This window comes from Acidovorax sp. GW101-3H11 (assembly GCF_001633105.1).
Taxonomy (GTDB): domain Bacteria; phylum Pseudomonadota; class Gammaproteobacteria; order Burkholderiales; family Burkholderiaceae_C; genus Acidovorax.
The window spans coordinates 147,486-172,116 of sequence record NZ_LUKZ01000001.1 but is presented as its reverse complement, the minus strand read 5'-3'; the positions used below and the strand labels follow the sequence as shown (position 1 = coordinate 172,116).

Below are 24,631 nucleotides of genomic sequence, written 5' to 3'. Positions count from 1 at the left end.
TGCGCGCGCTGTCAGAACCGAACCGTGGCGCTCAGGTTGAAGGTGCGCGGATCGCCCGCCTTCACGTAGTTGGCGTACTGGTAAAGCCAGTATTTTTTGTCCGCCGCGTTGTTAATCGACGCGCGCCAGGTGGTGGCATAGCCGCCCATCAGTGTGTCGTAGGTGGCGCCCAGGTTCAGCAGCGTGAAGGCCGGCGTGCTCAGTTCGCCCGAGGGGCGCAGCGGTGTGTTGCCCGTGTGCTTGATGCCCGCCGTGAGTTGCAGCCCAGGCACCTGTGCCACCCGGTAGGCCAGCTGGGCCGTGGCCACGGTCTTGGGTGCGCCCACCACGCGGTTGCCGGTGTGGGCGTTGCCCTGTCCGTACTCGCTGTCCAGCAGCATCAAGCTGCCGCCCAGGCGCCACTGGGCGCCCAGGCGTGCCGTGGCGCCCAGTTCCAGACCCTGGAAGGTGGACTGCCCGTCCTGCACCACGGTGCTCGCGCCGCCGTTCACCGCCACGTACTCGGCCTTTTTCTCGATGCGGAACAGCGCCGCCGTGCCTGCCCAGCTGGCCTGTTCGGTCTTGATGCCCACCTCATACTGGCGGCTCTTGAGCGGGTCCAGCAGCGCGCCGTAGTTGGTGTAGGCCGGGTTGCCCACCGAGGTGCCCGGCTGCAGGGCCTCGACGAAACTGGCATAGGCCATGGTCTGAGGCGTGAGGTGGTGCATCAGCGCCAGCGACGGCGTGATTACGCCCGACTTGCTGTAGCGCGATGTCTCTGCACCACCGGTGGCAAACCCGCGCTGCGTGTAGTGGGTGTAGCGCAGGCCTGCCAGAACAGACCACTGGGGAGACAGCGCAATGGTGTCGCTCACAAACACGGCCTTTTGCGTGACCTCCGCCGCGCGGTACAGCCCCAGGCTCGCCAGATCGCCTTGGCTGATGTAGCCCAGGGTGTTCTGGCTGCCCAGGTTGCCGGTGCCCACGGTGCCGTAGAACCCGTTGGCAGAGTAGTCGTTGGCTTGCTCCTGCCATGCGGCGCCGGCAACGATCTGGTGCTGCAACGCGCCGGTGACAAGGCGCCCCTGCAGCACTGCGTCGAGGTGCCTGAACTGGTAGGACTCCCCATAGTCCGAGCGGTCGTTGCGGTAATTGCCTGCGGCGTCCAGCAGGTCCAGCACCGTCTCATTGCGCCGCGTGCGCGTGCCGCTGTAGCTGTAGCTGTAGCTGCTGCGCAGTTGCCAGTCGGGTGCGATCTGGTACTTCAGGCCCGTGGAGACATATTGGAACGTGTTGTCTGCAAAGTTGCCCGGCCCCACCAGACGGCCATTGTCATTGGCGATGGGCGAAGGCAGCCGCGTGCCTGCCAGGGATGCGGTGGTGATGGTGGGCTCGGCATCGCGCGAGAGGCGATCCTGGTAGAGCGACTGGAACTCCCAGCTCAGGTCGCGCGTGAGCCGGGCATCCAGCGCCAGCGATACCGCGTTGCGCCGCAAATGCCCGTCGTTGAAGGTGTTGCCTTGCTCATGTGTTGCGTTCAGGCGGTAGCCCCAGCGGCCCTCCTCACCTGCACGTCCGCCCAGGTCTGCGTGCGCGCGCCACAGGCTTTTCGAGTTTATGCCCAGGCCCACGCTGCGCTCGGCCGCCGCCGCGCTCGCGGGCGGCTTCTTGGTCACATAGTTCACCAGGCCGCCGGGGCTGCCGAAGCCATACATGAAGCCTGTGGCGCCCTTGAGCAACTCCACCTGTTCCATGTGTTCGTAGGGCAGCGTGGTCACGTAGCTGATGAAGGGGCGCCCATCGATGCGGTAGGCGTTCTGCCAGTCCAGATCCAGCCCGCGCACCGTGAGGTAGCTGGCCCAGGCACCCACGCTGGCACTGTTGTCCGACACCGATGCCTCGGTAAAGAACAGATCCCCCAGCTTGTTGGGCGCTGTCTGTTCAATCGTTTCGGCCGTGACCACGCGGCTCGAGTAGGGCGTCTCCAGCGCACTGCGCTCCCCCAGTGCACCTCCGCTGACTGGACGGCGAAGCTGCAGGTCGGCCGCATCCTCCAGCGCGGTGGCACGCACCGTCACGTCGGCCAGCTGGGCCGAGGTGGCGGCTGCATCACCTGTGCCCTGAGCCTGCGCCGCCGCACAGGCCAGCAGGCACGCCAGGCCCAGCGCGGTCGGCGCAAAGGTGCAAGAAGGGGCGGCGGGGCTGCGCAAGGCGGTTCGGCGGTATGTCATTTTCAAATGAGAATGAAAATAATTATTATTACAGAATTGGATCAAAGCGCCGCGCTTGGCAGCCGCTATCCTCGCGCCATGCTCTCTTCTTTCCTCGTAGATCGCCGCCATGCGCCTGTTGCTGGTTGAAGACGACCCCATGATCGGCGAAGCCGTGCAAGACCTGCTGCGCGCCGAACACTACGCCGTGGATTGGGCGCGCGATGGCGATGCCGCCGACACGGCCTTGCGCACCCAGCCCTACGACCTCGTGCTGCTCGACCTGGGCCTGCCCAAACGCGATGGCCTGGCCGTGCTGCGCGACCTGCGCACCCGCAAGGACCGCACTCCTGTGCTGGTGGCCACCGCGCGCGACGCCGTGGCCCAGCGCATCGAGGGGCTGGATGCCGGGGCGGACGACTACGTGCTCAAGCCCTATGACCTGGACGAGCTGCTGGCCCGCATCCGCGCCCTGCTGCGCCGTGCTGCCGGGCGCGCCGAGCCGGTGTACGAACACCAGGGCGTGAGCATCAACCCCGCCACGCGCGAGGTGACGGTGCGCGGCACGCCCGTGGTGCTGTCTGGGCGCGAATGGGCCGTGCTGGAGCCGCTCATCGCCCGCCCCGGCATGGTGCTGTCGCGCCAGCAGCTCGAAGACAAGCTCTACGGCTGGGGCGATGAGGTGAGCAGCAATGCGGTGGAGGTGTACGTCCACGGCCTGCGCAAGAAGCTGGGGCCCGAGCTGGTGCTGAATGTGCGCGGCGTCGGTCATCTCGTACCCAAAATGTGATGGACAAGCTCTCTCACGCCTTGCGGGGCCTGCTCCCTCGCTCCTTGCGCATGCGGCTGCTGGTGTTTTTGCTGGCCGCCATCGTGCTGGCCGGGGCGGTGCAGGGCGTGCTGGCCTACCGCAGCGCGCTGGACGAGGCCGATGCGCTGTTCGACTACCACATGCAGCAGACCGCGCTGGCCCTGCGCTCGGGCCTGCCGGTGGACGCCCAAGGCCTGGGCCCGGGGCTGGACCCGGAGGACGAGAACCACGAATTCATCGTGCAGGTGTGGACCAATGAGGGGCTGCGCATTTTTGAATCCGCTGTGGGCGCGGCCCTGCCACAGATTGCGGTGCTGGGCTTCACCAACGTGCAGGCACGCGGCGGCACCTACCGCGTGTTCTCGATGCAGACGCGCTCGCAGGTCATCCAGGTGGCGCAGAACATGGCCGTGCGGCAGGGCATGGCTCGCAGCCTGGCGCTGCGCACGCTGGCGCCGCTGGCCTTCATGGCGCCGCTCTTGGTGCTGGCCGTGTGGTGGGGCGTGAGCCGCTCGCTGGCCCCGGTGGAGCGCGTGCGCCGCCAGCTCGCCCAGCGGCAGGCCGACGACCTCTCGCCCGTGAGCGACGCGCAACTGCCCGACGAGGTGCAGCCCCTGGTGAGCGAACTCAACCTGCTGTTCGAACGCGTGCAACGGGCTTTCGAAGCACAGGAACATTTTGTGGCCGACGCCGCACACGAGCTGCGCTCGCCCCTGGCCGCGCTGCGCCTGCAGCTGCAGGGCCTGCAGCGCGCGGGCGACGATGCCGCGCGCGCCCAGGCCATCGAACGCCTGTCGGCCGGCATCGACCGCGCCACACGCCTGGTCGAGCAGTTGCTGACGCTGGCACGGCAGGAAGCCAGCTCCACGGCATCCGAGCCCGTGGACCTGCGCACCGTCGCCCAGCTGGCCCTGGCAGATGTGGCGCCCGCCGCCCAGGCACGGGGCATGGACGTGGGCCTGCTCGACTCCGACGCGATCACCGTACCGGGCAACGCCGAGGCGTTGCGCATGCTGGTGCGCAACCTGCTCGACAACGCCATCAAATACACCCCGCCCGGCGGCCAGGTGGATGTGCAAGTGAGCACCGACCACGGCCGCGCCCTCCTCACGGTGGAAGACAGCGGCCCCGGCATCGCCCCCGAGCACCGCGAGCGCGTGATGCAGCGTTTTGTGCGCGAAACCGCCGAAGGCGCCCCCGGTAGCGGCCTGGGCCTGGCCATCGTGCAAGCCATTGCGCAGCGGCATGGTGCGGTGGTGGCGCTGGACAGCTCTCCGCACCTTGGCGGGCTGCGGGTGACACTGCGGTTTAGCTGATGGTATGGGGTTATTTGCTATATATTTGATAGCTATTAGCGCTTGATGGTCGCGCGGAGAAGGCCAAAAAAGCCATAAATTTCAGCGAAAGAAGGGCATGGATGGGCCCAGCGTCGCCTGCGCGCCAGACTGCGGGCCGCCCGGTCTGCACAATGCCACCGGCACCCGGCCCACTTTCCAAGGATTCTTAGAGCCTGTTCAAGGTCTTTTTGGAGATCGCATTGGAGGGCCATCGTGATGAAGTGGATGCTTCGGATGCGCCGCATGGGCTCGTGCCCATGCAAGCAGCCGGGGCGTTCAATCGCCCGATTTCACTCCAACCCTTCGGGCAAGGGACTTGTGTGACTCCAAAAAGACTTTGAATAGGCTCTTAACCATGCACTTCATCGTTCTCGGCGCAGGCGCCATCGGTTGTTATGTGGGTGGCCGCCTGGCGGCGCAAGGCCAGGCCGTCACGTTGGTAGGCCGCGCCCACGCACTGCAGCCCATCGCGGCGCAGGGCCTGCGCGTGACCGACCTGGACGGCTTTGACCACACGGTGCCCGCTGGTGCCTCGGCGCTGCGGCTGGCGGCCACCCTGGCCGAGGTGACGCCGGGTGCGGACAGCATCGTCCTGCTGTGCGTCAAAAGCGGCGCCACCGAATCCGCCGCGCGCGAACTGGCTGCGGCCTGTGCGCCCGGCACCCCCGTCATCTCATTGCAGAACGGCGTGGACAACGTGGCCCGCGCCCAGGCGCTGGCGTCGGGCCTGAATGTGCTGGCGGGCATGGTGCCCTACAACGTGGTGCTGCGCGGCGCGCAGGTGCACCGTGCCACCGCTGGCTATCTGCAACTGCAGCGCGATGCGGCCACCGAGCGCGTCGCACCGGTCTTTGCCGCCGCAGGCCTGGCCATCGTGCTGCCGCCCGACATCCGTGCCGTGCAATGGGGCAAGCTGCTGCTCAACCTCAACAACCCGGTCAACGCACTGTCCAACCTGCCCCTGCGCCAGGAGCTGCTCGACCGCGACTGCCGCCGCGTGTTCGCCGCCCTGCAATCCGAAGCGCTGGGCGTGATGGCACGTGCAGGCATCACGCCCGCAAAGGTCACGGCCGTGTCGCCCACCATGCTGCCCTCTGTACTGCGCCTGCCCAACTGGCTGTTCACCCGCCTGGCCAAACGCATGCTGCAGATCGACGCCACCGCCCGCTCATCCATGTGGGACGACCTGGAAGCCGGGCGGGTGACGGAGATTGATGCGCTGTGCGGTGCGGTGGTGCGGCTGGCGGCGCAGCAGGGCATGGCGGCGCCGCTGAATGCGCGCATGTGCGAGCTGCTGGGTGGGCCGAGGCTGCGGCTTGGCGGGGCAGAGATGCGGCGGATGCTGGGGGTGTAGTCAGATGCCGGGGCCGGTGTCCAGCGGCACCCGCAGCCCCGTCTTCATGCATTCCAGCGCCACCGAGGTCCGAAACCAGCGCACGTTGTCGTCGCCTTCAAACAGGCGCCGCGTCAGCGCCTGGTAGTCGGTCATCGAGGCCACCGTCACCACCAGCAGGTAGTCCGCCTCGCCTGTCACGCTGTAGCACTGCTGCACGGCCGCTTCGGCGGCGATGCGCGCGCGCAGCGGGGCGGTGCGGTCAGGGCGTTCGTTCTCCAGGTGCACCTCCACGATGATGGTCAGGGGCTTGCCGACCTTTTCCGGGTCGAGCACGGCCACGTTGGCGCGGATCACGCCGGTGTTCTGCAGCCGCTGGATGCGCCGCTGCACGGCCGGGGCCGAGAGGTTCACGGCCTGGGCGATCACGCGCTGGGGCGTGGTGTTGTCGGACTGCAGGATGTCCAGGATGGCGAGGTCGAAGCGGTCGAGTACGGCGGGTGCGGTCATGCGAAACCTCGTGCGGGGCGAGAACGGGCGAGTGAAAGTTGCGTTTGACCCCTCAAATCAGAGTCAAAAACACGGCGTGAGCGAACTATATTTTTGCGCATGCCAGTTTCTTTCTCTACCTCTGCGGTGTTCCACCGTTTTCTCCCCTTTCTTGCCGTGCTTGGCTCTGTGACGGCGCTGGGCATTGGCACATCCTGGGCCAAACACTGGCTGTTTCCGGCCGTAGGGGCGCAGGGCACCACGGCGCTGCGGGTGGGGTTCTCGGCGCTGGTGGTGCTGTTGCTGTGGCGGCCCTGGCGCTGGCACCTGAGCCGGGCCGATGCGAAGTCGGTGGTGTTGTACGGCGCAGCCCTGGGCGGCATGAACCTGATGTTCTACATGTCGCTGCGCACGCTGCCGTTCGGCCTGGCCGTGGCCATCGAGTTTGCGGGGCCGCTGGCCGTGGCCATCTGGTCGTCGCGCCGCGCAGTGGATTTTGTCTGGGTGCTGCTGGCCATCGCGGGGCTGGGGCTGCTGCTGCCATTGGGGCTCAACGGCAGCATGCTGGACCCGGTGGGCGTGGCCTACGCGCTGGGCGCGGCGGTGTTCTGGGCGCTGTACATCGTGTTTGGCAAACGCGCGGGGCATTTGCACGCGGGGCATTCGGTGTCGCTGGGCCTGTTGGTGGCAGCGCTGGTGGTGGTGCCAGTGGGCGTGGCGCATGCGGGCGCGGCGCTGCTCTCGCCCAGCCTGTTGCTGATCGGCGTGGCGGTGGCAGCGGTGTCGAGCGCAGTGCCCATATCGCTGGAGATGATGGCCCTGAAGCGCCTGCCCAAGGAGGCCTTCGGCATCATGATCAGCATGGAACCCGCCGTGGCCGCGCTGGTCGCCATGGCCTTGCTGAGCGAGCACCTGAGCGTGGTGCAGTGGCTGGCCATTGGCTGCATCATGGCCGCCTCGATGGGCAGCGCGCTCACGGCGCGTGCGCCCGCAGCGCCGGGGGCGGCGCCGCAACCGGCCTGAGCACCGGCGCAGACGCAGCGCCTTGCGCGCTGTTCCGGCCTACTTGGCGGGCGGCGCGCCGCGCAGGTTGTCGATCATGCCCTCCAGCCGCTCCACCTCCTGGTGCATCTTGGCGTCGGCACCCACGCGGCTTTCCACAGCACGCACCAGCGGCATGATGAGCTGGCGGTAGGTGACGGACAGCGACAGCAGCGCGTCCACCATGCGCTGGGCCTGGGCCTGGTCGCTATGGGCGTGCAGCGTGTGTGTGCTGGCCTGCAAGGCCTGCAGCGCCTGGGCCGTGGCGTCCAGGCTGGCGCGCATCTGGGCCTGGGTCTGGGTGGTGCCTTGCTGCAGGTGCTGGGCCAGTTCTGCCAAGGCGGCCAGAGCGGGCTCGATGCGGGTCAGTGCCGCACCTTGCGCCTGCTGTGCGGGCGTGGGCTGCGCCAGGTGCTGCGCAATCGCGGCCAGGGGCTGGGCGACATGTTGGGTGATGTGCTGCGTGAGCTGCTCGGTGGCTTTGCGGGGCTGCAGTGCTTCCACGCTGCGGGCAATGTCCAGCAGGCCACGCGTCACGCGCACGCTCGGGTCATCCTCGGCGCCGCCCATCTTGCGCTGGCGCTGGTAGTCGCCCCGGATCTGGTCCCAGCGCTCCTGCTCTTGGGGCGTGGGGCGGCCTATCAGCTGCGCCAGCTGCAGCAGGTTTTCTTCGGCGCCGGTGGTCAGCGTTTGCGCCTCACCCCGGTAGTGGTCGCGCAGCAGCGCGTCCAGTTCATCGTCCTGCATCAGCGGCGTGACCTGCGGCGCCAGGCGCGACATGTTGCGGTAGCTGCCTTGCAGGCGGAAGGGCGGCGCTTCGCGGTAGCGGTCGTCCTGCGCGGCCGAGGCGATGTAGGCCAGGTTTACCTTCAGCAGCACGTCGCGCACCTTGAACAGGCGCTGCAGCAGGCCCTTGAGCTCTTGCAGCTCCACCGCACTGTAGGGGTGGGCGAAGCTGTTGGTGTCGATGGCCTCGCCCTGGGCCATGCGCACCAGCAGGTGCACATCCTGCGGCTCGCGCGCAGCCAGGGGCTGGGTCACGGGGTGGGCGGTCAGGCTGTTTTCGATGTACGACAGCGCAAACACCGCCTCGCGGCCCGAGAGCACATCGCCCAGGTTGTAGATGTCGGCCCGGTTGGCCAGCATGTCGGGGATGCGGAACACGTCGCCCGACTCGGTGTACGGGTTGCCCGCCATCACGATGGCAAAACGCTTGCCGCGCATGTCCCAGGTGCGAGGCTGGCCCTGCCACACGCCCTCGATGCGGCGGGTGCCATCGGCCAGCGCAATGAACTTCTGCAAGAACTCGGGGTGCGTGTGCTGGATGTCGTCCAGGTACAGCATCACGTTGCTGCCCATGGCCAGGCCCAGGTTGAGCTTTTCCAGCTCTTGCCGCGCCGCGCTGTTGGGCGCGGTGCTGGGGTCGATGCTGGTCACGCCGTGGCCCAGGGCGGGGCAGTTGATGCGCACAAACACCAGGCCGAGGCGGTTGGCCACGTACTCCATCAGCGTCGTCTTGCCGTAGCCGGGCGGCGAGATCAGCAGCAGCATGCCCATGCGGTCGGTGCGTGCGCTGTCGCCAGCGGCGCCCAGTTGTTTGCTCAGGTTGTTGCCCACCAGCGGCAGGTACACCTCGTCAATGAGCCGGTTGCGCACAAAGGTGGCCAGCGGCTTGGCCTGGAACTGCGCCAGGTGCAGGCGCGCTTTTTCTTGCACGAGCAGCTCGTGCCGCAGGGCCTGCAGCTCCGTGAAGCCCTGCACTGCGTGGCTGCGGTGGTGGCGCACGCGGCGGCGAAAGTCGTTGAGGTTGAACGCCAGCGCGCCGTGCTGGATGCGCGTGTGTTCGCTGCGCAGCCCGGCCACCTGCGCATCCAGCGTGGTGTTGATGCGGCGGCGCGTGCCTTGGAAGGTCAGCGCCGTGGCCGCGTCATCAATCCATGCCAGGCCCGGTGTGGTGCCATCGGCCGTGGCTTGTGTGGCCGCAAACGCGCGCAGCCAGCCGCGCGCCAGGCGCCAGCGCTCCAGCGGCTCGGCCGCGTTCAGATCGCGCAGCCAGGCGCTGGCCAGGCCGCCGTGGTCCAGCGCGCGCTGCAGGGCCTGCACCAGGTCCGCGCCGGTGTTGCTGATGACCCACTGGGGTGTAATGGGCGACAGCTCGGCGGTGCCGATCTCGGTCTGCGCCAGCTCACGCACCAGGTAGGCACCGGACTCTTCCACCAGCGTGCGCAGCAGGGCCTCGTCGCTTGCTCCTTCCGCATCGCCGATGCTCAGTGCCTGGGCCAGTTCGGGCAGCCATTCAGCGGCCAGCACGGGGTGCTGCTCCACAAACTGGCGCAGGCCTTGCGCGGATTCGGCCTCCAGCGTGTCGCGCAGGTGGGTCTTTGAAAACAGCTGGGCAATGTGCTGTGCGCTGCGGGCGCGGCGCGCCAGGGAATGGCGGCTTTCCTCGCGCAGGCCCAGGTGCCAATAGAGCTTGGCCAGCGCGCGTTCGGCCGGGCCATAGACCAGCAGCCCAGCCGCGTCCTGGATGGGCGCTAGCACCCGCACGATGGCCAGGGCGTCGTCGTCATGGATGCCGCGCTGGTAGCCCTCCTGGTAGCGGCTGGCAGCAAAGCGGCGCAGCGAATCCAGCAGCACGGCGGGCGCGGTGCTGGGCTCGGTGCCGTCGGTGCCATCGGTGCCATCGGTGCGCGCGTGCTCGGCCAGCTGCACCAGCAGCTCGCTCCAGCCAGGCTCGGCCTCGCCGCGCTGCTGGGCCTCCAGCCATTCAGCAGCCAGGTATTCGGCGCGCGCCAGCTGCGGTGCTTCAGACACCAGCGCCTGCTGCCAGAAGGGGCGCAGCGCCTCCAGCCGGTCATGGTGCGCCGGGGCCAGGTAGTCGGTGCCGGTGATCTGCCAGGCCAGGCCATCACCGTGGGCGACCAGGGTCAGATCCAGCGGCTGCTTGTTGATGGTGAAGGTGTGGCTGCCGAGCTTCAGGCCGCCTCCGGTACCGGCCGACAGGTCGCGCTGGTCGCGCACCGCGCGCACGGCCTGGTCGCGGGCGGTTTTCAGGCGCGTGTCGATGTCGTCCGCCGCCACGGCCGCGCCCAGGCGGCGCAGCTCGGCCACCTGCTCGCGCAGCTTGGCCAGCATGGGGTCGGATGCAAAGTAGCTGTGCACCTGGGCCAGCTCGCCAAACCCCGCGATGCGGCGCGGCACGCCGTCCAGCACGCGCGTGGCCGCGTCGGCCAGGGCCTTGGCGCGGCGCTGTTGTGCATCCACCAGGCTTTGGCGGCGGGCCGACAGCGCCTCGTACACGCTTTCGCGCTGGGTGGCGATGTCGGCCAGAAACTCTTCCTGCTCGGCAAAGCGGCCTTCAATGTCTTCCAGTTGCGCGAGCAGGCGGGTCAGCGCTTCGTCGCACTTTTCGGGCGTGTCCGACAGCTCCAGCGCGTTTTCCACCGCCTGGCCGAACAGCTTGAACTGCGCGCCAAACTCGGCCCGCTGCTCGGCCGCACCCAGGTTGCGGCGGCGCGCGCGGGCATCGGCGCGCAGGCGGTTGATGTCGGCGTACAGCAGCGCAATGCGGTCGAGGATGGTGGTGCGCTGTACCGCATCGCCGCCGGGCAGGCTGCCCAGTTGTTCGCTGAGCAGGTCGAGGCTCGCGGCTTCGGTGTCCAGCGTGGTCAGGTGTTCGGCCAACTGCCCCGCCGTCGTCGCCTGGGGCAGGGCGGTAGCCACCTTGGCCAGGGCCTGGCGCTGGCCGTCAAAGGCTTTTTCGTCGGACAGGAACTGCAGCGCGCGCTCGCCCACACGCTGCTGCTCGGCCGTCAGTTGCGCGGCCATCGCATCGATGGTGGCCAGGTCGGCATAGCGCAGTTCACGCAGCAGGTGCAGCTCGCCCTGGCGCTGGCGCAGGCGGTCCAGCGCCTGCACAAAGTCGCTGGGGCTGCGCCACAGCTGGCTGGCAATGGCGGTCATTAGCTCGCGCTGCTGGCCTTCGGCCTTGTGCAGCGCGCGGGTGGTGTCCTGGCGGATGCTTTCGACCTTTTCAAACTCGCCCAGCGTGGCCTGCGCGGCCTGCTCGATGCCACCCAGGTCGGCCGCTGCGTTCTGCACCTCGCCCGCGTCGAGCCAGAAGTAGGCGTCGCGTGCGCGCTGGCACTGGCGGATCAGGTCTTCGTACGCAGTGCGCGTGGGGACCTGTTCGCGCACCATGCGCGCAATGCCCAGCAGGTCCGAAATGCCGCGCACCAGGTCGGCATTGCCCACGCGCCCGAAAAAGCCCGTGCCTGCGGGCTGGCGGCTGGCGTGTTCTTCGGTCGCAAACGGCGTGCGCCACAGCTGCATGGGGTGCACGCGCGTGGCCTCGCCGCGCGCGGCCTGGAACACCAGCATGCGCCCATCGGGGAAGGTGCTGTACCCGTCGGCCAGGATGGGCGGTGCGAGCGATTTTTCGATGAGGTTGTAGGTGAAGAGGGCGTAGCAGCCCGCATCCAGCGTGGCTGGGCTGCCCTGCGGCGGCGGCACGGTGCCATAGAAGATGTAGGCCACGTCCTCGCCGTTGGGCGAGCGCTTCATGCGCGTGAAGCGCAGCTGCTCGGTCAGCTCGGGGGGCAGGTCAAAACGCTTGGTTTCGCCCGACTGCAGGTAGTAGCCACCGGGGAAGATGATGCCGTGGTCCTCCGGCAGCTGCATGCATGATGCGCCGATTGCGTCGATGCGAACCACCTGCTGCGTGCGCTGGTTGAACACCAGGTAGCGCGTGGTGCTCTCGCGGTAGGGGCGCACCTGCAGCAGGATCAACAGGCCCAGCTTGGCATAGGCAAACTCGGCGTCGCCCAGCGCCTGGTTGGCGTCGTCCACGGGCTCTTCGTAGATGCCCAGGCCGGTCTCGGTGTTGTTCTCGACCTTCACGGTAAGCGTGCCGCCCACGGTTTCGACAAACACCGTGTCCAGCACATTGATGTGCGGGTGGGCACCGCCCACATGGTGCTCACGCGTCAGGGGTGTCCAGCTGAAGTCGTGGCTGGGCGGCGGCGTCAGGTCGCGCTCGCCCCGGTTGTCCACGTACTTCAGCGAGCCATCGCTTTCGCGCCGCCAGCGGAACACGCGGATGTCCTGCGCCTGCTGTCCGATCTGGAACGCTGCCAGCAGAAACTCCGGTGTGGGCCGCAGCAGCTGCAGCGTGGCCTGCTTGTAATAGGTGTACAGCTCGTTGAAGTCGGCCACAAAACGCGGGTCGTCCAGAAAGCTGCCCGCCATGGGCACCTGCACCAGTTCATCGCTCTCGGGCGCGCCCACCCCTTCACTGTTCGTGTCGTGGTGCGCCAGCTCGTACAGCGCAAACACGTCCTCCACCCGCGTCTCGCGCCGGAGGCCCATGAACACGTTGTAGCCAAACAGCAACCGGTTGCCACCGATGTAGGCCAGGTCTCGCGCCACGCAGTTGTGCTCGGTGCGCGCGCGCAGGCGCATCAGGAGCTGCTGGTCGCGCTGGCCGAACTGTTCAATGCGTGCCGCATTGAGCGCCTGGGCCTTGGACAGCAGCTGGTCGCCCTGGGCTTCCAGGCGCTTTTTCAGCAACTCGTAGCTGCTGCTTTCGGCCACGCTGGTGTCGATGGCGGCGTCTTCGACGGGGGTATCAGTGCTGCTAGGTGCAGTAGTCATGGCGCATCGTTCATTGGGGCGGGTGGGGGCGTTTCGGGCAGATCCCTTTTGCCAACAAGGCACTGCAGCGCCAGATCAGCCACGGACGCTGCTTGCAGGACTCCAAAGAGCAGCCACCAGGCAGAGGCATCGGAGAGGTTGTGTGGCGCAAAGTAGGCGCACACAGCCACAAACAGCAGTTGCCAGGGGTGACTAAGGGGGAGTGACGTTCGGCCGGTTTTTCGTGTGATCCAGCGTCGCAGCAGGAAGGCAGGGATGGTCATGAGCAGGCAACTGATGACCGGCAAGAACCAGGGTTGGGCGAACATCTGCTGCTCAATGGGTAGCTGCCAGCGCTTGTGCCCAGTGGTCTCAAGACAAAAGGCTTGAAATTCTGGTGCGTTAAACGCTGGCTGCTATGTTTTTACTTGCGAAGCCCTTGCAGCAGCTGCTGCAGCGCCTGCTTCTGGCTATCCGTGCCCTGGGTGGCAATGCGCGTGAGCAGGGCCGAGACGCTCAGGTTCTGCAGCTCACCGGCCGACCCACCGGCGGCGCTCAGGATCTGCTTGACGTCTTCCACCACATCACGCTCGCCGCTCAGCTGGTCCTTGAAGGCCACCTGCAGCGTCTGGCTCTTGCCCACCGTGGCGTCGATGCCCTTGCCCACCGACAGCGCGCGCACAAAGCTGTCGAAGTAGTCGCCCTGGCCGCCCACGATGTCGATCTTGGCGTTCTGCAGGGCCACGCCCAGCACCTCGGCCTGCTCCTTGGCGATGGCGGTTTGTGCCTCGATGCCCTTGAGGGTTTCGGTGTGTGCGCGCTCCAGGCGCATGCGGTATTCCTCGTGCTCGCGGGTCTCGGGGCTCATGGCCTTCATGGCCTCGAACTTTTCCTTCAGGCCGCGCGCTTCGGCGTTGAACTTCACATCGATGTTGTGCGCCTCGGCATCGCCCATCTTGGCCAGGGCTTCGGCGTCCACGGTGCGCACCAGGGCTTCGGCCTGGCCGACCTTCTCTTTGCCAGCGGCTTCGGCTTCCATGCGGGCACGCAGGCCCACGGCCTCGGCCTGGGCCTGGGCTTCGATGACCTGGGCTTCGGCACGGCCCACTTTTTCCTTGCCGCTGGCTTCGGCCTCCATGGTGGCCAGCTTGGCGCTGGCACTGGCCATCTGCACCTTGGCTTCGGCCAGGCCGGGCGCTGCGGTCAGGGCTTCAATGCCTTCGGCATCGCGCTTTTTGGCTTCGGCATCGCGTTCAGCCACCTTCAGGCGCGCATCGGCTAGCACCAGGTCTTCGGCTGCCTTGTGGCGGGCCTTGCGCTCTTGCGCCTCGGCGGTCTTCACTTCCATGATGACCTTCTCTTCGGCCGCAGCCTCGGCGCCAATCACTATGGACTTGCGCGTGCGGTCGGCTTCGGCCACTTCGCGCACTTCCTTGATGGCTTCTTCCTGCTCGGCCACGGTGCGTTCGACCACGATGCGTTCGCGCACCACGTCGGCAATGGCCTTCTTCTGCACTTCCACGGCCTTGTCTTTTTCAATGCGCTGCAGCGTCACTTCCTTCTCGCGCGCCACCACTTCCAGCTCTTGCGCACGGGTCACGCGTTCCTGCTCGATCACCACGGCGCGCTTGCGGTTGTTCTCGGCCACTTCCTTCTCGCGCAGCACGTTTTCCTGCTGCACAGCCAGTTGCTGCTCTGACTGCAGGCGCGCCATTTCGGAGCGGGTGCGCTCCTCGGCCTGGATCTTGGAGGTTTCGGCTTCTTCGCGTGCCTTCACGGTGGCCACTTCGCGGGCCTGGCGCGCGGTGGCGTCGGCCTGCTGGCGTTCCAGCTCCAGCAGGGCTTCCTGCGTTTCCACGTTCTTCTTCTTGATCTGCATTTCCTCGTTGCGGCGCAGCTCGTTGGTCACCACGTGTTCCACGGCCGTGAGCTGGGTGATCTTCTTGATACCTTGCGCATCGAGGATGTTGTTGGCATCGAGCTTGGACAGCGGCGTCTGCTCCAGGTAGTCGATGGCCGCGTCTTCCAGCACATAGCCCGACAGGTCATCGCCAATCTGCTCGATGATCTTGTCGCGGAAGCGGTCGCGCGCCTGGTACAGGTCCACAAAATCGAGCGACTTGCCCACCGTCTTGAGCGCCTCGGAGAACTTGGCCGAGAACAGGTCTTCCAGAATCTCGTGGTTGGAGGCGCGCGCGCAGCCAATGCCCTGGGCCACGCGCAGCACGTCCTCGGCCGTCTTGTTCACGCGCACGAAGAACTTCACCTTGATGTCAGCGCGGATGTTGTCCGCGCAGATCAGGCCCTGGTCGCCCGAGCGGTCGATCTCGATGGTCTTGACCGAGATGTCCATCAGCTCGGCCTTGTGGATGATGGGGTAGACCATGCGACCGGTGAAGGTGACTTCGGGCTCGGAGCGCAGGGTGTTGATGATGAGCGCGTGGCCTTGTTCCACCTTGCGGTAGAACTTCGCGAACATGGCGAACATCGCCAGGATCAGGAAGACAAGAACGCCAACGGCAATCAGGATGACCATGAAGGATTGCTGCATGAGAACACTTTCTGCTGAAAGGGTGGAACTGAAGAAAACAGTGAAAAACGGAAAACAGGGCAACCGGTGTGTTGCGCTGCCCAGACCTCGGGCCTGGGCAGGGTCACGCGGGGGGCATCGGCATCACCAGGTACCGGTGGGTGCCTGCGTCGTATTCGGTGATCAGGGCGGTGTCGCCGCGCTTGAGCGTGTTGGGGCTGGGTGACCACACGCGGACATTGATGCTGGCGCCGCGCTGGGCCACTTCGGCCCGGCCCTGGCGCTCGTCCACCACGCCGGTCAGCACCTTGCAGGTCTGGCCCACCAGCGATGCATTGCTTTGCGCCGTGTGGTGCACAAACAGGCCCCGCAGCGGCCGCACGATGCGCGCCGTGATCACCAGCGACAGCGCGGCCGACACGGCCAGGATGGCCAGGCCCGCCAGCCAGCGCAGGATGTCGGTAGGGATCCACGCCTGCAGCGTGACGGCGGCCAGGCACGACAGCGTCCAGCCCACCAGCACCAGCAGGCTCACCACGATGGAGAACGGAACGCCGCTCAGGCCGAATGCCACCACGTAGCTGGCGATGGCGCCCAGGTCGTCGGCGCTGGCGTCGGCGTGGGCCTCGATGTCCAGGTCAATGCCGCTGGATTCGAAATCCACCATGCCCACGATGGCCAGCAGCCAATACACCAGCACCACGCCCAGCAGCACGGTGTAGATGGCGGTCGGAAAGCTGGTGGCCGCCGCGATGAGATTGGCAAACATGAAATTCCCTCCTGTTCCTCGTATGTTGTGTCTGTGTCGAGGACTGTTTGATGAAAGCTGCGCCGGGTTCAGGGCCCGCTTTTTCCTTTGCCCTTGCGTGGTGGGGGAGGCTGCTCCGTGGTTTTGATGTTGCCCCCCTTGGCGGGCTTGCCGGGCAGCGCGGCCTGCGAGGGGGCAGCGGGCACCTGCTCCACAAACGCGATCAGTTCACGCGTGGCAGCCTCCTTGATGCCCAGGCGGTCGTCGGGTGCCAGGCCATAGCGCCCGGCCAGCAGCGTGTAGTCGCCCGTGTCCAGCGTCACGGTCAGGCGCGGACGCTTGGGGCGCGCGGCCACGGGCAGGTTCAGCACGCTGCGGATCTGGGTGGAGGTGGACACATTGGCGTGGAAGGCCGCGACCCGGATGGCTTCCATCACCGCTTCTTCCACATCGAAGGCGACCTGCACGGCGCGCAGGGCGGGCTCGGAGCCCTGCCAACGCACCGGCTTGCGCGGTGCTGCGGGGCTCATGGTGCGGAGGGGGGCGTGGTGGTGGTTGTGCCGGGGGCGGCTGCCGCTGCAGCCTGCCGCGCCTTCAGCCGCTCCATCACCTGCGCGGCGCGCACCTTGTCGCTGTCGCCAATGCCTGCGTCGGCCAGCTTGCGCTCCAGCGCGCGGTGGCCAAACTCCTGGTCCAGCTGCTCGGCGGCGGCCATGCGGTCGGCCAGGTCTTCGTGGCGCTTCTTGATGCGCTCCAGCGAGTCGCGTGCGCTGGTCAGCTGCGAGCCGGTGGCGCCGATGCTTTCAGAGATGCTCTGCGTGGCGCGGTAGACGCTCTCGGTGGTCTTGGCGATACCGATCTCGCGTTCGTGCTCGCGCACACGGGTTTCGGCCGCGCGGATCAGGTCCTTGAGGCGCGACACCTGCATGGCGTAGCTGGCATGGGCCTGGGTCTGCGCGTTCAGCTCGGTTTCCAGCCCCGCAACGCGCTCGGCCACTTCCAGCGCAAGGCCTTCCTCGGCCTTGTTCAGCGCCTGCACGGCCAGGTCTTCATGGCGCAGCAGATCGGCCTTGATGCGCTCGATGTCGCGCGCCGTCTGCATCTGCTTGGCCATCACGCCGGTCAGCTCGGTCTTGGCCTCGGTGATGCTGCTTTTGGCGTCGATGATTTCTTGCTCATAGATGCGCGTGGCGTTGCCATCGACCACGCTCTGGCCCAGTTCACGGGCGCTGCCGCGCAGCAGGGTGACGAGTTTCTTGATGACCGACATGGTGTTCTCCTGTCAATGTCGAAAGAGCTTGGGGAAAGAAAGGTGGGGCGGCGGAATGCGCGGGTAGCTCAGCGCAGGAATTCCGCCAGCGCATCGAGCGCATCGAGCGCGTTGTCGCTGAGCACCGCCACCTCGTGCGCCACATCTTCGGCGCGGGCCGCGCGGCTCAGGGCGCCGACCAGCACGAAGCGGCCATCCACGCGGCCAAAGGCCGACAGGGGTACGGAGGGATTCAAATCGAGCAGCGCTTCCATCAGCTCGGCCCGCCGCTCGGGCCGCACGTCGGCGTCGGTCCACAGATAGCACAGGCAGATCATCTGCATGTCCGAGCAGGTCACGAAAATGGGCAGCTCGTCGCGCCCCTCGATGCTGACCTGCACCACGGGCACATCACCCGCAATGGGCTGCAACTGCACCGCCACACCGCCCATGAGCGCCGAGGTCAGCACGTCCAGGTTGTTGAGTTGTTCCAGCAAAGTGGCCACGGCGTCTCCTTCATCCTGCGGGTGGGGCAGGCGGCCGGAGGAAGCTCCGTGTGCCTGCATGGATCAGGAGAATAGGGATGCAGACATATCATGTCAACATCATCATTTGTGACCAAATGCAAGTGCGGCGAAACGGGGCGCCAGGGATGGCCATCGGCACGTACCGCAGGAGGTGGGTACGTTGTTTGCTATAAATTTAATAGCTATAAGCGCTTGATGGTCGCGCGGTAGGGGCCGTTTTGTATCAAAACTTTGGTCCCCTCGACAGGAATCGAACCTGTATCTAGCGCTTAGGAGGCACTCGTTCTATCCATTGAACTACGAGGAGATAAGCCGCCGCGCATTGTAGTGGCGCGCGCGGGCCTCTTTGGCCGCCGAAGCCTCAGTCGTACTTCACCGTGTAGATGATGTCCACCGCGCTTTTCTCGCCCGTCTGCCCGCGCAGCGTGAGGCGGCGGGAGAGGTCGTAGAAGATGTAGAGCGTGCCCAGCGTGCCGGACAGGCTGCGCTCGTACGTCACGTACAAATCCTTGGACAGGCGCTTGCCGAAGGTGAGGGCCGCAGTGCTGGCGTCGTCGCCCGGGGTGGCGCCGCGAAAACCGATCTCGTCCAGGCCCACGCGGCTGGCGATGTTGGCGGTGCCGGTGTTGCCGCCCTTGCGGCCGAGCAGGGCCAGAGCGGCTTGCTGCAGCACAGCGGCTTCAGCGCCGCCTGCGGTGGCGTTGCGGCCCAGCACCACCCACGAGAGTTTTTCGGCGTCGGGCAGGTCGGGGTCGGAATAGAGCTTGACGCGGGGCGCCTGCGCACTGCCCGTGACCTGCACGCCCGCGCGCACGCTGATGTTGGGGCGCAGCGCCAGGATGTCGAGCGAGGGGTTGTTGTAGGGGCCGTTGAAGCGGATCAGGCCCGTCTCCACGTCCAGCATCTGGCCCCAGGCGCGGTAGCGGCCTTCGTCGGTGCGCACCTCGCCGGTCACGCGCGGCGGGGCGCCGGGCACGGCGCTGCTGCGGATGTCCACCTCGCCTGTGAGCCGGGTGGTGATGCCATGGCCGCTGAGCGCAAAGTCGCGCCCCAGGTTGAGCGTGATGGCGATGTCGGGTGGTTTGGCGGTTTCCGCCTGCGCCGCCGCCTGGCTGGCCTTGGCGGCGGCCTGGGCCCGGGCCTGGTCTTCGCGGTCTTTGGCGGCAGAGCGCACGACCACGTCCGAGCCCAGGCTGGGCGCGGTTTCGTCGGGCAGGATGATGGTGGCGCGGTCAGTGGTGAGCTTGCCGCGCAGGCTGATCTGGCCCTGCTGCAACTGCGCCTGCAGCTGGCCCGACACGCTGACCTGCCGGTCGGCGCGCACCAGCACCTGCAAGGCCTTGGCCTCGGCCTGCAGGGCCATGGTGATGCCCGACAGGCCGGTGGTTGCCGCAGCGCTGTCGCCCCAGCCCACGCTGCCGGTGGCGGTGAGCGTGCCGCCGTCTTGTGGCGCGGCGGTGCGGTTGCCGCTGAAGCCTGCAATGCGCGCGCCGCTGCCGCGCCCGCCCTGCAGGCGGAACTCGGTGATCTGCAGCTGGTTGCCTTGCAGCGTGGCGCGCAGGCGGCCCGCTTGCAGGTCCACGCCATCGACCACCGAGCGCACGGCCATGTCGTCGGCGCCCAGCGTGCCGGCCCAGCGCGGCGCATTGCGCGTGCCTGACAGGGTGGCGCTTGCGTCCAGCGTGCCGCGCACGCGCCAGCCGGGCGGGGCCAGGGCCGACCACACCCCCACGTCGGGCAGGCGCGCGCGCAGCGTGCCAGCCAGTGGCGCATCGGGCGCCCAGGCGAGGGCTGCCCCCGGCGGAGCCCCGGGTGTGAGGCGGGTGCTGGCGCTGGCCTGCACCTCGCCAGCCCGCTCGCTGGCCCAGGCCAGCTGGGCGCGCAGGGCTTCGCCGTCGATTTCCATGGTGACCTCGGCCTGGCGCACCCCGGCGGCGGTGCCTGGTGCATTGGCTGATCCCGCAGGGCTGGCCGACGCCTCGGTGGCGATCACGGTGGTGGCGCCTGCGCCCGTGCCCTGGCCGCTGCTTTGCACAGCGGTGATGGCGGTGGCATCGCCCGCCAGGATGCGCAGGTCGCCACTGGCCCGGCGCAGGCTGGCGCTGGCGCGCAAGGGGCCCTGGGTGGTGTCCACGTTCCATTGCCCGTCCAGCACGATGCTGGTGGCCAGCCCCATGCGGGCCAGCAGCGGCTGGGTGGGGCGGCCTGCGGCGGCGGGTGTGTCGGCGAGGCCCAGGGCATCGACCCAGGCCATGGGCAGACCTTGCAGCGTGCCCTGGGTTTGCAGTTGCAGCGGGTTGGCACCGGTGGCCACGCGCAGGGGTTGCCAACGCAGCGTGGCGGTGCCGGGCAGGGGGCCGGTCAGGCGGGCCTGGCCTGCCGAGGCCTGCACGGTGTAGCCCGCCGCTGGCGACGACGCACCAGCGCTGGGGGTGGCGCGCGTGGTGAGGGACAGGGGTTCGGCCAGCTGCAGCGTCCAGGGGCCGGGGCGTGCGGCATCTTGCGCCACCAGCCGCAGTGTGCTGATCTGGACCTGCGCGCTTTGTGCGCCTTGTGTGCCTTGTGCGGGTGTGCCCAGCCCACCGGTGGCGCGGGTGTGCAGGGCCAGCTGCTGCATCTGCCGGGGCTGGGACGCGTTGAGGCGCGCTTCGCCGTCCAGCACCAGCGTAGCCTGCGCCAGGGTGCCAGAGAGGTCGGCCTTGACGGCGCGCAGCTGCACGGCGGTGGCGCCACCTGCGCCCTGGCCTGGGGGCAGGGACAGGTCCAGCTGCGGGGTAGAGAGCGCGGCTTGCAGCTCGAAAGGGGCCTTGTCAGATGGCGGTGTGCTGCCCGTGTTGTGGGTGCTGGTGCTCACACCGGTGCCGGTGCCGGTGCCGGTGGCGGTGGCGGATTCTAACTGCCGGGCCAGCGTTTGCCAGCCGCCTTTCCAGCGGGCGGTCAGTTGTGCGGCGCCCTGGGCGGTGGCGCCTTGCAGGGCCTGTTGCAGCGGCGTGCCCACCAGCGGCAGGCTGGCCAGCCAGCGCTGGGTCTGGCCCACATCGGTCCATTGCATGAGCAGGTCGCCCGCACCGGTCTGTGGGGCGATGCTGCCCTGCGCGCGTGCTGTGGTGCCTGGCACGGCCAGCGTGACCAGGCCCTGGCCCGACAGATCGCCGGGGGCCACACGCAGCTGTGTGGCTTCGACGCGCGCCTGCAACGCGTCCAGCAGCAGGCGCTCCAGCTGCAAGCTGCCACCGGGCTGGGTGGGCGACGGCGGGTGCCAGCTGCCTTGGGCGGCGAGCGTGTTGATGCGCAGCAGCGGGGCGCGCTGGGTGGTTGATTTGGCCGATGCCACAACGCCAGAGCCGGTGGCCCGGATGTCTGCCGTAAAACGCACTACATCGCCCTGCATCTGCGCCGCCACGCGGCCTGCCAGCGGGGCGGGCGCCCAGGCGGTGTGCAGGGCGTCGGGGCGCAGGTTGCGCAGTTCGGCCTGGCCTTCCAGCGCGCCGGTGGTGGGGGTGTAGCTGCCGTGCAGCGTGACTGCGCCGGTGCCTGCATTCACCGTGGCGCCGGGCACCGTCCAGCGGGTGCCGTCGTACTTCGCGTCGGCCTGCAGGGTGGTGATGGGCAGGCGGGTGTGGTCCCACGGGCCTGCCAGGTCGTTGCGCAGCTGCGCCTGCAGGGCCCAGCCTGTGCCGCTGGCGGCCGCGCCTGGGGTGGGGCCCGCCTGGACGGTGCCATGCAGCTGCGTGGCCGGGGCCTGGGGCCACAGGGCTGCGAGGTTGACGGCGTGCAGCGTGGCCTGGGCCGACTGCAGGGGCTGTGTGGCCCACGGGGCCAGCGTGGCCTGCACCTCGGCCTGCATGGGGGCGGCGGTGGCGGGCGGTGCCTGTGTAGCCTGGGTTTCCTGCGCAGTTGTGGGCTGGATGCGCGCCTGCAATTGCAGCTGCGCCGCCGCCGTGGCCAGCGTGCCCTGCAGCGTGGCGTGCGCGCCCAGCTGGATGGCGGATGTGCCACCGGGCACGGCGGTGCGCACCGTGCCGTCCACCGTGGCGCTCAGCGTCAGTGGGGCCTGGGCCTGCAGTGTCAGCCGCGCGTTGTACTGGCCCTGGGCCAGCTCGACGCCGCCGATGTTCAGGCGGTGCTCGCGCCCATCAAAGTGGTAGTCGCCCGCCAAGCCCCGGGCTTCCACCGCCGGGGCGCCTGCCCACTGCAACTGGTCCACGCGAAAGGCCACGCCGATGTGCAAGGGCAGCACCAGCTCGGTGGGGGGCGTGGGGGGCTCGGAACTGTGCGGGCCGCCCAGTGGCGTGATCTGCACGCGTGTGGCCAGTACGTCGCCCAGCTCCAGCCTGCGCTGCAGCAAGGGCGCCAGCTGCCAGCCCAGGCGCAGGTCGGTCACTTCGACGGACAGGCTGGGGCTGCTCCAGCGCAGCCAGCCGATGCGCCCACCGCTGCGCAGCGAGCCGGTGACCTCGCGGCTTTCCAGTTGCTGCTCGGCGGGCAGGTACTGCGCTGCGCGGGTCAGCGAGGTGGCCAGCGACGTGCCGCTGCCCGCCCACCACCACAGCAGCGCGCTGGCCGTGAGCAGCAGGGCCACCAGCGCCACCAGCAGCCAGCCCAGGGCCCGCAGCATGCGGTAGGCACCTGGTCGGCGCGGTGGGCGGGGGTGCTGGGCCGATGACGATCCGGCGCTGAAGTCGGACGCGCGGGCGCGCGGTGCGGGATGGGGCGGGGTGCTGCTCATCGCCATCAGAAGCTGAACCCCAGCCGCAGATGCAGCCGCAGTTCCTTTGTTTTGACACCATAGGCCAGGTCGGCCTGCAGGGGCCCCACGGGGCTGCGCCAACGCACCCCAGCCCCCACGCCCACGCGGGGGCTCAGGTCGCCCACCTTGTCGGCCACGGCCCCGGCATCAACAAACAGCGTGCTCTCCCAGTCGGTCATCTGGCCCTTGTAGACGATGGGGCGTTGCCATTCCACACTGCCCACGGCCAGGTAGCGGCCACCATAGAGCTGGCCGTTGTCGGTGCGCGCACCAATGCTGCGGTAGCCGTAGCCGCGCACCGTGGTGTCACCGCCGGTGATGTACAGCTGCGTCACAGGGATCTGTGCGCCCTCGCGGGCGAGCACGGCCCCGGCCTCGGCCCGCAGGGCCAGCCGGGCATTGCGGCCGGTGCCTGCATCGTCGGTCACCCGCCCGGCGGGCACGAAGGATTGCCAGCGCAGCAGGGTGCGCACAAACGGGTCGCGCTCGGGCCGCAGCGTGGTGCCCAGGCCCAGCTCCACGGCAATGCCGTGGCCGCGCGTGGGGGCGGTGAGGCTGTTGAAGTAGCGGCCCGTCCAGCCGTAGTTCAGGCTCAGCGCCGTGCTGGTGTCGGAGGGCAGCTGCGCGTTGGCGGCCAGCCCCTGGCTGTTGGCGTAGTCGTACTGCACAAAGTAGTTGCGGTCGATGTGCCGGGTGCTTTTGCTGCGGCCCGCGCGCAGGCGGCTGCTGTTCACGTCGTAGTCGCCGGTGGATTCGCGCTGCAGCTCGCCGCCAGCAAACCAGCGCCAGCCCCGGTCGTCAGGCAAGTCGGTCCATTCGCTGCTGGCCTGCTGGGTCTCGCGGTCCACTGCCAGCTTGCTCACGGCGCGCCAGCCCAGGCCGGGCATCTGGTTGTGGATATGTTCCAGCGACAGGCGCGCGCCGCTGTCCGTCGAGAACCCTGGCCCGAACACCAGCTTTTGCACCTTGGCCTCGCGCACCTGGGCCACCACGGGCGCAGCCTGGGGGTCGGTGCCCTCGGTGTCGAGCGTGAGGAACACGGCGTCGTAATAACCGCTGCTGGCCAGCCGCAGCTGGGCGTCCAGCATTTCGGCCTCGTCGTACACGGCGCCGGTGGGCAGGCGGGCCAGGCGCCGCGCGCCATCGGGGTCGTAGCGCTGGCTGCCCTCCACGCGCAGCGGCCCGAAGCGGTAGGCGGGGCCGGGCTCGTAGGTCACGCTGAGCTGGGCCTCGTGTTTGTCGGCGTCGATCTCGGCCCGGCTTTTTTCAATGCGGGCGGTGGGGTGGCGGCGCGCCTGCAGCTGTCGCAGGCCATCGTTCTTGGCCGCGTCCCAGGCAGACTGGGTGAAGGGCTGGCCGGGCGTCAGCGACCAGTTGCGCTGCACGCGCTGCTGCTGGCGGGTGCTGGCGTCCGGGGAAGGGGCACTGGCGGCTTCGGCGGCTGCCGTGTTGCCAGGGCTGAAAAGTACTTCTGCGCGGGCCACCTGGGTCTGCGGCCCGGGTTCCACGGTGACGACCACGGCGCGTGGTGCGGTGGGGCTGTCAGGCGTTTCGGTCAGCTCCACGGTGATGGTGGGCGCAAAGTAGCCCATCGTGCCCAGCAGCTCGCGGGCATTGGCGTCGGCGGCGCCCAGCAGGCGCTGCAGCTCGTTGGCATGCAGGTCGGGCAGGTGGCGAAAGCGCTGCAGCTCCAGGTGGCGCTCCAGGGTGTCTTGCACGCTGGCCGGTGCGCGCACCCGCAGGTCGAATGCGGGTGTGGCGGATTCGGCAATGGCTGCAGTGGAGGCTTCCTGACTGTTGTCGCCTTTCTCACTGCGCGGCAGCAGGCTGCACCCCGGCAGGCACAGCGCGCCGATAAGCAGCAACGCCGACCATGGGGCCGGCGTTGGGGGATTGGCAAAGAAGCGCAGGACGCGAAAGGGCACGGCTACAAAGGGTGGGGTTGGACGGTGGGGGCTCGCTGTTTAAAAAGCCAGCCCGCCGCCACTATGCACTG

General features: G+C 68.2%; 15 protein-coding genes and 1 tRNA gene. 4 read left to right on the top strand and 12 right to left on the bottom strand.

Annotated features, from left to right (window positions below; genetic code table 11):
• Positions 1-11 precede the first annotated feature (11 nt).
• The gene (locus A1D30_RS00765; RefSeq protein WP_063458912.1) at positions 12-2,210 is read right to left on the bottom strand and encodes a TonB-dependent receptor; all 2,199 of its coding nucleotides are present in this window, start codon (positions 2,208-2,210) and stop codon (positions 12-14) included.
• Positions 2,211-2,319: 109 nt separating this feature from the next.
• On the opposite strand from A1D30_RS00765, the gene A1D30_RS00760 reads away from it, so the two are divergent.
• From A1D30_RS00760 to A1D30_RS00750, 3 genes are all read left to right on the top strand, one after another.
• Entirely contained in the window at positions 2,320-2,979 is a 660-nt protein-coding gene (locus A1D30_RS00760) for a response regulator transcription factor (protein ID WP_063458911.1), read from the top strand.
• Complete coding sequence (locus A1D30_RS00755) at positions 2,979-4,316, top strand: ATP-binding protein (RefSeq protein ID WP_063458910.1); 1,338 nt, start codon at positions 2,979-2,981, stop codon at positions 4,314-4,316. The genes A1D30_RS00760 and A1D30_RS00755 overlap by 1 nt, the downstream gene beginning before the upstream one ends.
• Positions 4,317-4,692: 376 nt before the next feature.
• On the top strand, positions 4,693-5,691 hold the full coding sequence (locus A1D30_RS00750; RefSeq protein ID WP_063458909.1) for a 2-dehydropantoate 2-reductase: 999 nt from the start codon (positions 4,693-4,695) through the stop codon (positions 5,689-5,691).
• On the opposite strand, the gene A1D30_RS00745 is transcribed toward A1D30_RS00750, so the two are convergent.
• Complete coding sequence (locus tag A1D30_RS00745) at positions 5,692-6,180, bottom strand: Lrp/AsnC family transcriptional regulator (RefSeq protein ID WP_063458908.1); 489 nt, start codon at positions 6,178-6,180, stop codon at positions 5,692-5,694. It lies immediately after the preceding gene.
• A gap of 99 nt (positions 6,181-6,279) precedes the next feature.
• Here A1D30_RS00745 and A1D30_RS00740 point away from each other — a divergent pair, with 99 nt between their 5' ends.
• The gene (locus A1D30_RS00740; RefSeq protein ID WP_063458907.1) at positions 6,280-7,182 is read left to right on the top strand and encodes an EamA family transporter; all 903 of its coding nucleotides are present in this window, start codon (positions 6,280-6,282) and stop codon (positions 7,180-7,182) included.
• 39 nt (positions 7,183-7,221) lie between these two features.
• Here the strand turns inward: A1D30_RS00740 and A1D30_RS00735 are convergent, their stop codons facing one another.
• The 10 genes from A1D30_RS00735 to A1D30_RS00695 form a co-directional block, all read right to left on the bottom strand.
• A complete protein-coding gene (locus tag A1D30_RS00735; protein ID WP_063458906.1) occupies positions 7,222-12,852 on the bottom strand; it encodes a DNA repair ATPase in 5,631 nt (1,876 codons plus the stop codon).
• Positions 12,849-13,115, bottom strand: a complete 267-nt coding sequence (locus A1D30_RS25410) for a hypothetical protein (protein WP_131798396.1) — start codon at positions 13,113-13,115, stop codon at positions 12,849-12,851. The genes A1D30_RS00735 and A1D30_RS25410 overlap by 4 nt, the downstream gene beginning before the upstream one ends.
• Before the next feature lie 140 nt (positions 13,116-13,255).
• Positions 13,256-15,382 carry a hypothetical protein gene (locus A1D30_RS00730; protein ID WP_242421747.1) on the bottom strand — a complete coding sequence of 709 codons (2,127 nt, stop codon included), beginning with the start codon at positions 15,380-15,382 and terminating at the stop codon, positions 13,256-13,258.
• 103 nt (positions 15,383-15,485) lie between these two features.
• Entirely contained in the window at positions 15,486-16,130 is a 645-nt protein-coding gene (locus tag A1D30_RS00725) for an OB-fold-containig protein (protein ID WP_063458905.1), read from the bottom strand.
• A gap of 68 nt (positions 16,131-16,198) precedes the next feature.
• A complete protein-coding gene (locus A1D30_RS00720; protein WP_199865905.1) occupies positions 16,199-16,639 on the bottom strand; it encodes a hypothetical protein in 441 nt (146 codons plus the stop codon).
• On the bottom strand, positions 16,636-17,379 hold the full coding sequence (locus A1D30_RS00715) for a PspA/IM30 family protein (protein WP_063458904.1): 744 nt from the start codon (positions 17,377-17,379) through the stop codon (positions 16,636-16,638). The genes A1D30_RS00720 and A1D30_RS00715 overlap by 4 nt, the downstream gene beginning before the upstream one ends.
• Before the next feature lie 68 nt (positions 17,380-17,447).
• Positions 17,448-17,924 (bottom strand): DUF2170 family protein, encoded by a 477-nt coding sequence (locus A1D30_RS00710; protein WP_242421746.1) that lies wholly within the window; start codon positions 17,922-17,924, stop codon positions 17,448-17,450.
• 193 nt (positions 17,925-18,117) lie between these two features.
• A tRNA-Arg gene (locus A1D30_RS00705) sits at positions 18,118-18,192 on the bottom strand.
• A 54-nt stretch (positions 18,193-18,246) separates the two neighbouring features.
• Positions 18,247-22,620 carry a translocation/assembly module TamB domain-containing protein gene (locus A1D30_RS00700; RefSeq protein WP_082836246.1) on the bottom strand — a complete coding sequence of 1,458 codons (4,374 nt, stop codon included), beginning with the start codon at positions 22,618-22,620 and terminating at the stop codon, positions 18,247-18,249.
• Complete coding sequence (locus A1D30_RS00695; RefSeq protein ID WP_082836245.1) at positions 22,620-24,560, bottom strand: BamA/TamA family outer membrane protein; 1,941 nt, start codon at positions 24,558-24,560, stop codon at positions 22,620-22,622. The genes A1D30_RS00700 and A1D30_RS00695 overlap by 1 nt, the downstream gene beginning before the upstream one ends.
• Between the last annotated feature and the right edge of the window lie 71 nt (positions 24,561-24,631).